Source organism: Nonomuraea aridisoli (genome assembly GCF_003236395.1).
GTDB lineage: Bacteria > Actinomycetota > Actinomycetes > Streptosporangiales > Streptosporangiaceae > Nonomuraea > Nonomuraea aridisoli.
This window is the reverse complement of record NZ_POUD01000303.1, coordinates 1-10,483: the sequence shown is the minus strand read 5'-3', so window position 1 is coordinate 10,483 and position 10,483 is coordinate 1. Positions and strand designations below refer to the sequence as shown.

Here is a 10,483-nt window from a genome sequence, read left to right as displayed (position 1 = left end):
GGTTCCGCTGGAGGGCCGAGTTGCCCGGCGTCCATTGCGCCCGGGTGTGGGATGGGGCCTATTGAGCCAGTTACGCCATAGACACTGGCCCGTTGAGCTTATTGCGGCATAGAGACGGGGTGCCGGTTGCGACATAGAACGCGAGCGTTCGGCGGGCCGGGCGGTTCGAGTGGTGGCGAGGCACGTACAGAGGTGCACCGGTGGTAGGGCATCGTGAGCGTTCCGGGCGAGGAGGCGCTCGCCCGGAGCCTCTCTTGTTCAGACGGGCATGCTGTACATGACCCGGAAACGGTCGCCCGGGATGACGATGTCGCTCGTCTCCACGGGACGGTCGCCGGCCCAGTGCGTACGTTCGACGTGCAGGACGTGCACGCCGGCCGCCAGATCAAGCGCATCACTCTCCGCCGGGCGAGGAACACGGGTGTGTACGCTTTCGACGATCTCAGTGATCTTTACGCCGTGCGCGTACAGCCTCGCGACGACACTTCGCCGTTCGTCGTCCGTGTGAGGGGCGAACTCACGCAGCTCATACGAGGTGGCGAGTTGGAGTGGTTTGCCGTCGCCGCGGTAGACATAGCGCGTTCTGGTCAGCATGGTCGACTCGGGCAGGCGTAGCCGCCTGGCGATGACAGGACCCGCTTCGACCGGTTCGCTGTGCCAGTCCCACGTCACACGTCTGCCCTGAGACTGCAGGTCGGCGGCGAACGGGGCAGGGTGATCGAGGAATCGCCAGCGGTGGAGTGGTGTCAGGTCTGGGCGTTGCCTGACGTAATGGCCCGAGCCCACCCGGCCGATGATGAGGCCTTCGCCCGCGAGTACGCGTAGCGCGTGACGGGCTGCGGTCTCGCCGACCTGGTACTTGCGGGTCAGCTGCGCCCGCGAGGGAATGGGCGCACCGGGGGGAAGGGTGCCGTCGGTGATCTGTCGCCGGATGTCTTCGACGACGCGCAGGTAGACCGGATCTGAGGTGGCCACTAGTCCATCCCTGGGGGTTCGTGTGAGGCGTTGCCCCATGTTGCCGTATTCGGCAGGTAACCGACCGTCATCGATGACGGCTGGAGCCCCAACTTTGCAATGGCGGAAAATTATCGGAGAAACGCTGTAACGCAGACGTAAGGTGCAGCGATTCTCCGGTAGAGGTCGTCGATGTGTGTACCCCCGAGCACATATCGGCGGCCTCTTCCATGTCTGCTGTCGGCGCGAGCGGCACTGGTGACACCCCTGGTTGGAGTCTCGCGGCGGCGCGCCGTGACACTGCGGGCGCACCGGCCACGATAGACCGTCGGCCGCATGCCACGCTCTGGCATCGGGTTGGCCGCATTCGCGTCTGCTGCTCCCCAAGCTCGCGTCCACAAGATTTGGCCTGCCCGGCTATCTTGTATGCGCACCGCCACTGCCGGCTCGAACGATTCATCAGCGACGAACCCGACATTGCCGAAAAGCGCGGCATCCACCGTTGTCTCCTCGGGCACCTACGTGTTTGTCACCGGCCCCCCGTACGCATGGGCGCGCAGTGGTCGACTGGAGGCGGCGAAGCAGTTCGGCCCCATCGGATGGCCTTTCTGCGGCCGCGACCAGCGGCGTGGTCTCGCCCCGTGCGCGGCGCGACGCTCAGGCAGTTCACCCGGGTACGGGCCGGCGGGGCTCATAGGTGAGCGCTGTCACCGATGATCTCGCAGGACACCCTGAGACCCCTGTGACGTAACGCATGCCTGTGACCGGAACGTCAGCCGTCTCGATGCCGGCGAAAGGCGGCAAAAACCGGTACGAGGCAGGCAAAGCGGGGTGGCGGCGTCCAATGGATTTCCGAATCCGGGTACCGTTCCCACTATGGCATCGCCAACAGGAACCACCGACGCACCCTTCGGCCGTATGCTGACCGCGATGGTCACGCCGTTCACCCCCGACGGTGAGGTCGATTATGCGGCTGTGCGACGTCTTGCCACCTATCTGGTGGATGAGCAGCGTAACGACGGTTTGATCGTCAACGGGACGACCGGTGAGTCGCCCACGACCTCGGACGACGAGAAGCAGCGCATCGTCAGCGCCGTTGTCGAAGCGGTCGGCGATCGCGCGACCGTTGTGGCGGGGGCGGGGACCAACGACACCCGCCATAGCGTCGAGCTCGCGAAACAGGCGGCCCGTGCCGGTGCGCACGGCCTGCTGGTGGTGACGCCTTACTACAACAAGCCGCCGCAGGAGGGCCTGTATCGGCACTTCGGCGCTGTCGCCGATGCAACCGACCTTCCGGTGATGCTCTACGACATCCCGGGGCGGAGCGGCGTACCGATCAAGACGGAGACGTTGATCCGCCTGGCGCAGCACGATCGCATCGTGGCCGTCAAGGACGCGAAGGGGGACCTGTTCGCCGCCGGCCAGGTGATGATCTCGACCGATCTCGCCTTCTACTCGGGCGACGACCTCCTCAACCTGGCCTGGCTGTCGCAGGGCGCCGCCGGGTTCGTCAGCGTTGTCGGCCACGTGGTGGGCGCAGAGCTGGCGCGCATGATCGACCTGTTCAAGAGCGGCGACGTCGAGCAGGCGCGAGTGATTCACAGTCAGGTGGCGCCCGTGGTCGACGGCATCATGCTCCGCGCGGGCGGCGCGATCATGGCGAAGGCCGCTCTGAGCATGGTCGGGATGCCGGTCGGTCCGGTACGGCTGCCGCTCGTGGAAGCAACGGAAAAGCAAATCGCCGAGCTGCGTGCTTGCCTGGTGGCCGGCGGGGTGAAGTTGACAGACGTATAGGAATGGGGAGGAACCGGGAGTTTTGAGAACACGATCTGACCGTGGGGGCCAGGCATGAGCCATCCGCATCCTGAGCTTGGCCCCCCACCCGCGCTGCCTGAAGGCGGCCTGCGCATCGTCGCGCTCGGCGGGTTGGGGGAGATCGGCAGAAACATGGCCGTCTTCGAATATGAGGGTCGCCTGCTGATCGTCGATTGCGGGGTGTTGTTCCCCGAGCCCGACCAGCCGGGCGTCGACCTCATCCTGCCCGACTTCGAATACATCCGGGACCGGCTCGACGACGTCGAAGCCGTGGTCCTGACGCACGCCCACGAGGACCACATCGGGGCGGTGCCGTACCTTCTGCGTGAGCGGCGCGACATTCCGCTCATCGGCTCCAAACTCACGCTTGCCCTGATCGAGGCCAAGCTCACCGAGCACAGGATCCAGCCGACCAAACACGAGGTCGTCGAGGGAGAGCGGCACAGCTTCGGGCCGTTCGACTGCGAGTTCCTCGCCGTCAACCACTCGATCCCCGACGCGCTCGCCGTGGCCATCAGGACCCCGGCGGGCATCGTGCTGCACACCGGCGACTTCCGGATGGACCAGTTGCCGAGCGACGGCCGTCTCACCGACCTGGGCGGGTTCGCTCGGCTCGGCACGGAGGGCGTCGACCTGCTGATGTCCGACTCCACCAACGCCGAGGTGCCGGGCTTCGTCACCAGCGAGCGGGAGATCGGGCCGGTCATCGACGAGGTGATCCGCACCTCCGAGCAGCGGGTCATCGTGGCGAGTTTCGCCTCGCACGTACACCGCATCCAGCAGGTCATGGACGCCGCCGCCCGGCATGGCCGCAAGGTGGCGCTGGTCGGGCGTTCCATGGTCCGTAACATGGGCGTGGCCAGGGACCTGGGGTATCTGAAGGTGCCGCCGGACCTGATCGTCGACTCGCGCGACATCGAGGAATGGCCGCCGAAGGACGTGGTGCTCGTCTGCACCGGTTCGCAGGGCGAGCCGATGGCGGCGCTGTCCAGGATGGCCAACCGCGACCATCCGATCCGCATCGCCGAAGGCGACACCGTGCTGCTGGCGTCGTCGCTGGTGCCGGGGAACGAGACGGCGGTCAACAAGGTCATCAACGGGCTCACCAGGTGGGGCGCCCGGGTCGTGCACAAGGGCAACGCCAAGGTGCACGTTTCCGGTCACGCGGCCGCGGGCGAGCTCCTGTACGTCCTGAACCTGACCCGGCCGTCGAACTTCATGCCGGTGCACGGCGAGTGGCGCCACTTGCGCGCGCACGCCAAGCTCGCAGCCCTCACCGGCGTGCCCGAGGACCACATCGTGATCGCCGAAGACGGCGTCGTGGTGGACCTGGTCGACGGCCGGGCGAAGATCGTCGGCGCCGTACACGCCGGATACGTCTACGTGGACGGCTCGTCGGTCGGCGAGATCACCGACACTTCGCTGAAGGACCGCAGGATCCTCGGCGACGAGGGGTTCATCTCCGTGGTCGTCGTCGTGGACTCCAGCACCGGCAAGCTCACCGCCGGTCCCGAGATCCACGCGCGCGGATCGGGCATCGATCCCCAGCAGTTCGACGAGTTCATCCCGCAGATCCAGCGAGCCCTTGAGGAGAAGGCCGCGGACGGCGTGGTGGACATGCAGGAGATCCGCCGGGTGGTGCGTCGTACGGTGGGCCGCTGGGTCAGCGACACCTACCGCCGCCGACCCATGATCATCCCGGTGGTGCTCGAGGTCTGACCCTCCAGACGGTACGGCAGGCGGCTCAGCCTGCCGTACCCGAGGAAGACCGGACATTCGGCCCCCGATTGCTGTGGGGCCGGACTGTCTTTCGGTGCTGGGCTGCGGTGTGCGCACGTCGGTCAGATGTCCTTTCGGCGGATCAGCCACGTGGCGGCAAGCAGCGGAACGGCCGCGTAGGCGACCAGGCACGCGGCTGCCAGCGCCGGCGGCAGGAGCGAGCCGTACACCGAAGAGGCGTTGCTGCCGCCGATGAGCTGGCGGGGGAGGGCGCCGATCATCACGGAGCCGAGACGTTCGCTCCAGGGCTCTGGAATGTTGCCGATGACCATGGGGATCACATAGACGAGGCCGACGATGATGGCGATCGCCCCGGCACTGGAGCGCAGCAGCGCGCCCAGCCCCAGGCCGAGCAGCGCGAACGTCGGCACGGTGAGGCCGAGTGCGATCAGGAGCGGCAACCGGTCGGTGAAGGCGCCGGCATAGGCCCCGGAGAAGCGATCGCCTAGCACCCCGCGGGTCACGACGTAGGTGCCGAACGTCGTCAGCAGACCGACGGCCAGGCCCAGCGCGCCCACGATCGCCGCTTTGGCTGCGAGGATCGGCCAGCGACGGGGGACGATGGTGGCGCTCGTCCTGATCAGTCCGGTGGCGTATTCCGACGTGATCGCCAGCGTGCCGAGGATGCCCAGACAGAGCTGGGGCACGATGACCAGCACTTCCTCCAGGTTCGCGACCCGGGCGCCCGGCTGCTTCTCAGGCGGAGCGGCGTCGTACATGCCGGCTGCCATCACCGCGAGCGCGAAGCCCAGTAGGACGGTGCCAAGACCGAGGCCGAGGATCAGGTGGGTGGAGCGCACCGAGCGGATTTTCAGCCATTCGCTGGTGAGAACGCTCATGTGGACATCCGTTCGGCGCAGCGAGACATCGCTTCCGCATCGGCTCGGGGCGTGAACAGGGCAGCGTGTGTGCTCATCGCCGGGCGCGATGGCGTCGGGGTCGTGCGCGCGCCCATGGACGCGCGCGCTCTCTTTCGATGCGCCAGCGCGGAGGCGAGAGGGTTTCCGGTCGGCTTGTGGTGGGTGTCGGCGGGCGAGGTCATGCGTCTCTCCGCTTGAGGGCGTAATAGCCGATGGCGAGGGTGACCAAGGGGTAGGCGAGCAGAAGAGTCAGGGCGGCCCATGGCGGGAGGAACCCGTCACCCAGGCGGGATGAGAGACGTTCCTCCGCGATCTGCGGAACGAGGTTGGGCAGGAGAAGCGTCGCTACGCGGGTGTTCCAGGGCGGCGGAAGGTAGATGGCGATGCCGGGCAGCACGAAGAGCAGGGCGACGACCGACACGATGGCTCCCGCCGTCGATCTGATCAGGGCGCCGAGACCGAGCCCCACCAACGCGAGCGCGGTCGCCGACAGCCCCGAAGCAAGCAGCATCGGCACCTCGTCGGCGAACGACGCCTCGTTGAAGCCCAGGTGGTGATCACCTGCTATCAGGCGGCTGGTCGCGTAGGTGACGAAGAGGATCACATGGGCCGCCAGGAACGTGGTCAGACCGACGACGCCGCTCTTGGCCAGGAGTAAGGCCCCGCGCTTCGGGACGGCGACCAGGCTGGTGCGGATGGTGCCGGTGGCGTACTCGGACGTGATGGCGAGCACTCCGAGCACGGCCAGGCTCGTCTGGAGGAGCGGCAGGAACCCCTGCTCGGGAGCGGCGGCGCGCACGCTGCCGCGCTCGTCGGCGAGGCCGGTCACGTAGACCGTCCACACGATGCCGAGGACAATGGGCAGAGCCGCCGTCGCCAGCGCGTGATAGGTGGACGTCACCGAGCGCAGTTTGAGCCATTCGGAGGAAACGACCGCCTTCATCGGGCGCCTCCGTACTGGACGCTGCCGGAGGTCAGCGCCAGATAGGCGTCTTCGAGCGAGGGATAGCGGGTCGTCAGCTCCGTCACCGTCGCCTCGGCGACGAGCCTGCCGCAGCCGACGATGACGATGCGGTCGGCGGTGAGAGCCATCTCGCTCATGAGATGGCTGGAGAGCAGGATCGCCCGCCCCTGCGCGGCGAGTGAGCGCATGAGCTCGCGGATCCACCGCACGCCGTCGGGATCGAGGCCGTTGACCGGCTCGTCGAACATCAGCACACCAGGATCGCCGAGCAGCGCGGCGGCGATGCCGAGCCGCTGTCTCATGCCGAGGGAGAAACCGCCCACCCGCTTGCGCGCCACGCCGGCCAGCCCCGCCTGGTCGAGCACCTCGGAGACGCGTCGCGGGCCGATGTCGTTGCTGCGGGCCAGGCAGAGCAGATGGTCGTAGGCGCTGCGTCCGCCGTGGACCGCGCCTGCGTCGAGGAGCGCGCCGACCTCACGCATCGGTCTGCGGAGCGAGGTGTATCGGCGCCCGTTGACCAGCGCCTGGCCGGAAGTCGGCGCGTCGAGACCGAGGATCAGGCGCAACGTCGTGGACTTGCCCGCGCCGTTGGGCCCGAGGAAACCGGTCACATGGCCGGGCTCGACCTTGAAGGACAGGTCGTCCACCGCGAGTGTGCTGCCGTAGGACTTCGTGAGGTGGTGGAGTTCGATCACGCCGTAGAGGATGCCGGGCGGCGGGTCGCCGGCACGTCGGACCACGGTTCGAACTTCAAGGTCAGACCCTGGGTTGACGTGCGAGCTCGACCTCAGCGGCTACGGTTCAACACGTGGCCGACACGTACCCCTTCTTCGCCAGGCCCTTGAGCCGTCGTCAGCTTGTCATGCTGGACGCGGTGGCAGGGGTGTGCCTGGCGTTCGTGTTCCTCACCGTGACCGTCCACGCCACGGCGCTGCCCCCGTGGGTGCGGCTCGCACTCCCGCTCGGGCTGGGCCTGCCGCTGGCCGCGCGCCGCCTGTGGCCGCTGCCCATCTTCTGCTTGACGCTCGTGTTCGCCGTCTTCGCCGCGGTGACCGGCGCCGTGGGTTTCGCCTACGTCGCGCCCGCGTACGCCCTTTACATCGTCGCGCTGTCCGACAGGCTCGGCCCCGCGGTCCCGACGTCGGCCATCGGCGTGGTGAGCCTCAGCACCGTCCTGACCCTGACGGTGGCGGGCACGCCCCGGGACAGTGCCCCTGACTGGCTGCTCCACATCGACCAGCCGCTTCTCGGCATCGCGGCGCTGGGCGGAGCCTGGACGGTCGGTCGGGCCGTGCGGGAGCGCAGGTTCTATGCCGCCCGTGAGGCCGAACGGTTGGCGGCGCAGGCGGTGGCCGAGGAGCGGTTACGCATCGCCCGTGAGCTGCACGACGTGGTCACGCACAGCGTGGGGCTGATCGCCGTCAAGGCCGGGGTCGCCAACCACGTCATGGCGACCAAACCGGAGGAGGCTCACCACGCCCTGCGCGTCATCGAGACCGCGAGCAGGAGTGCCCTGGTCGAGATGCGTAACCTGCTCGGCGTGCTCAGGTCCACGGCGGCTCCTGACCTCGTTCCCGCGCCCGGCCTGGCGGGGATTCAGGAGCTGGTCGAGCGGGCCAGGCAGGCGGGGGTCGAGGTGGAGCTCGAGCTCAGCGTCGAAGCCGGTCACCGTGCGGGCCGGGCCGAGAGCGGGGAGTGGGGCGGGCTGCACGACGGTTTGGGGCTGTCGGTCTATCGCATCGTGCAGGAGGCGCTCACCAACGTGGCCAAGCACGCCGTGCCTGCGCGCTGCCGGGTATCGGTCGTGGCCGACGGGAAACAGGTCAGGATCGAGGTCGTCGATGACGGGCGGGGGAGGCGGTCGCCGGCCGCTGACGGCACCGGGCATGGCCTGATCGGGATGCGGGAGCGGGTCATGATGTATGGCGGCATGTTCGAAGCCGGGAGTCTCCCCGGACATGGATTCCGGGTCTTCGCGACATTGCCCTATCAGGAGGTGTCGTGATTCGGGTGGTCGTGGCCGATGATCAGGCATTGCTGAGGGGGAGTTTCAAGGTGCTGGTCGACTCCGAGCCCGACCTGGAGGTGGTGGGTGAGGCGGGGACCGGCGTCGAGGCCGTTTCCGTTGTGTTGGAGCAGCGGCCGGATGTGGTGCTTATGGATGTACGAATGCCGGAAATGGATGGCATTGAGGCTACTCGGCGGATCCGGGATGTCGCTCGGGTCCTTGTCGTGACGATGTTCGATCTTGATGCGTACGTTTATGATGCACTTCGGGCAGGCGCCAGCGGGTTCCTGCTGAAAGATACGCCGCCGGCTGATCTGCTTGCCGCCATTCGGGTGGTCGCGAGCGGTGAGGCGTTGCTGGCCCCTACGGTGACGCGCAGGCTTATTGAGGAGTTCACTCGCATTCCCGCGCAACCCCGGGTGAAAGGATTGGACGGGGTCACCGAGAGGGAGCGGGAAGTGCTGGTGCTGATCGCGCGTGGCCTTTCGAACGGGGAGATAGCGGCGGAGTTGCAGGTGACCCTTGCCACGGTGAAGACGCACATCACTCGTTTGCTGGCCAAGTTGGAGGCCCGCGATCGGGCCCAGTTGGTTATTGCGGCTTATGAGAGCGGATTGGTGTCGGCTGCTGGGTGATGTAAGGTGTTCAGCGAGGGCTCCCGCTCTCCGGCTCCCGTGTCAGACTTTTCCTGTAGCTTTCGACAGCCACGCCAAGTGCGCGCCACCGAATGGGCCTTTTCTCTCTCCCGCTGCATTCATCAGCCACAGTGCGGTTCTCTGTGCTTTTATGATGAAATCGGGTGGATAATTCAGTAGCACTTGATGGAGGGCGAATTCGTCCTCGTCGTCGAGGATAAGCCGTCCGTCTCTCATGCGGATCACGTCCAGGTCGAGGTCGTACATGGTCACCTCGTCGTCCCTCCATTCCGGAATGGTGGTGACGTCGACGTAGATCTCGCTCCTGTTGGGTGGTGTGTTGAATGAAGCGGTCCACCAGGCGTTGCGAGGAAACAGCATGATCACGGTTGTGTGCCAGGTGACAGGTGGGCCGTCGGCGCCCTTACGGGCCACCGTGCCGCCCGGCACTTCCGCCCAGACGCCGTGCTCGTCGTCGCCGAGCAGACGGCCCGGATGATGCCAGTGCAATGCGCCACCGTACTTACGGAAGACGATCCGCACGTCAGTCATAGGGAGAATCTTTCATATCCGTGCTGTACGCAGGAGGGGTCGGTCGAGTGTTGATGGAGGCGGTGCGCGAATGCTCCGCAGTCGGCCGGGGCGGGCACGCGGCCGGGCTCTTCAGAGGCGCTCGCATGCGTGACTAGGAACTTGGTTTGAGGTCAGGCGGGAGTGGGAGCGGCATTGGGTTTGGTGAATGCTGAAATACAGGGTTACGGCAGTTCGCCGGGGCACGGATGGCGTGGGGTCCAGCGTTTTCGGTAGCTCGCGGGCTTGTGGGTGGGCGTTGCTGGGGTGTCGAGTGGCACGGTGGCTTGGAATCTGCTTCTGAACATAGTGATGGTCCTACGCGTGCGTTGGATACGGCAGGGTACCGGGATGTGCTGTGAATAGTGGCGGCACGCAGGGAGGGTTGGAATAGTGGAGGCTGGTGGCGGGGCTTGCAATCCTCCAGCGAGTCGTTCAGGCCTCCAGCGAATTGTTCAGTGCCGCGGCGAGTGAAGGCGGCGGTGTAGTTCGCCAGCGATGGTGGTGCGGATGGCCGCTATGGCGAGCTGGGCGCCGCGGTGAGAGCGTTCGGCCGGCTTGGGACTTGACAGAGCGGATTAGTACCGAGCCCTCCTTGGGCTCGGTTGCGGTCGGGATGGCACGGATCGTTCCCGCCTCTGGGGCCACGTGGCGGGAAGGGAGACGTATCGGTGCTTCGGTCTGGAGGGAGCGCTCAGAGACCCTTCTTCGAGGGATCTGTTTCCGGCTTCGGGAGAGGTCTTTATCGGTCAGGGCGCCGTGGTTCCTCTCGCGTGGAGGTGAAGGGCTTGGGAGAGGGCTGTCAGGCGTCGGGGGGAAGCAAGGCCGGCGTGATACAGGTGAAACTCTGTCGCGCCTGCCTTGGCGTACGTCCCTAGGTGGTCGGCGAGGGTGGCGG

At 66.8% G+C, this 10,483-nt stretch carries 8 protein-coding genes and 1 pseudogene; 4 read left to right on the top strand and 5 right to left on the bottom strand.

Going from position 1 to position 10,483, the window contains the following annotated elements; translation table 11 throughout:
* Nucleotides 1–258 precede the first annotated feature (258 nt).
* Nucleotides 259–975, bottom strand: a complete 717-nt coding sequence (locus C1J01_RS41230) for a GntR family transcriptional regulator (protein WP_111184481.1) — start codon at nt 973–975, stop codon at nt 259–261.
* Nucleotides 976–1,830: 855 nt separating this feature from the next.
* On the opposite strand from C1J01_RS41230, the gene dapA reads away from it, so the two are divergent.
* Nucleotides 1,831–2,748 (top strand): 4-hydroxy-tetrahydrodipicolinate synthase, encoded by a 918-nt coding sequence (gene dapA, locus C1J01_RS41225; RefSeq protein ID WP_111184480.1) that lies wholly within the window; start codon nt 1,831–1,833, stop codon nt 2,746–2,748.
* A 54-nt stretch (nt 2,749–2,802) separates the two neighbouring features.
* Nucleotides 2,803–4,488, top strand: a complete 1,686-nt coding sequence (locus C1J01_RS41220) for a ribonuclease J (protein WP_111184479.1) — start codon at nt 2,803–2,805, stop codon at nt 4,486–4,488.
* Nucleotides 4,489–4,610: 122 nt separating this feature from the next.
* Here C1J01_RS41220 and C1J01_RS41215 read toward each other — a convergent pair whose 3' ends face one another.
* From C1J01_RS41215 to C1J01_RS41205, 3 genes and pseudogenes are all read right to left on the bottom strand, one after another.
* A complete protein-coding gene (locus C1J01_RS41215) occupies nt 4,611–5,387 on the bottom strand; it encodes an ABC transporter permease (protein WP_111184478.1) in 777 nt (258 codons plus the stop codon).
* Between the two features lie 199 nt (nt 5,388–5,586).
* Nucleotides 5,587–6,351, bottom strand: coding sequence for an ABC transporter permease subunit (locus tag C1J01_RS41210; RefSeq protein WP_111184477.1), 765 nt, complete (start codon nt 6,349–6,351; stop codon nt 5,587–5,589).
* A 62-nt stretch (nt 6,352–6,413) separates the two neighbouring features.
* Nucleotides 6,414–7,067: pseudogene (locus C1J01_RS41205) on the bottom strand (ABC transporter ATP-binding protein); the annotation flags it as partial.
* Nucleotides 7,068–7,180: 113 nt separating this feature from the next.
* Here C1J01_RS41205 and C1J01_RS41200 point away from each other — a divergent pair.
* Together C1J01_RS41200 and C1J01_RS41195 are read left to right on the top strand one after the other, a co-directional pair.
* Nucleotides 7,181–8,377 (top strand): sensor histidine kinase, encoded by a 1,197-nt coding sequence (locus C1J01_RS41200; RefSeq protein ID WP_220040361.1) that lies wholly within the window; start codon nt 7,181–7,183, stop codon nt 8,375–8,377.
* Nucleotides 8,374–9,015 (top strand): response regulator, encoded by a 642-nt coding sequence (locus tag C1J01_RS41195; RefSeq protein ID WP_111184476.1) that lies wholly within the window; start codon nt 8,374–8,376, stop codon nt 9,013–9,015. The genes C1J01_RS41200 and C1J01_RS41195 overlap by 4 nt, the downstream gene beginning before the upstream one ends.
* A 42-nt stretch (nt 9,016–9,057) precedes the next feature.
* Here the strand turns inward: C1J01_RS41195 and C1J01_RS41190 are convergent, their stop codons facing one another.
* The gene (locus C1J01_RS41190) at nt 9,058–9,567 is read right to left on the bottom strand and encodes a DUF402 domain-containing protein (protein WP_111184475.1); all 510 of its coding nucleotides are present in this window, start codon (nt 9,565–9,567) and stop codon (nt 9,058–9,060) included.
* Between the last annotated feature and the right edge of the window lie 916 nt (nt 9,568–10,483).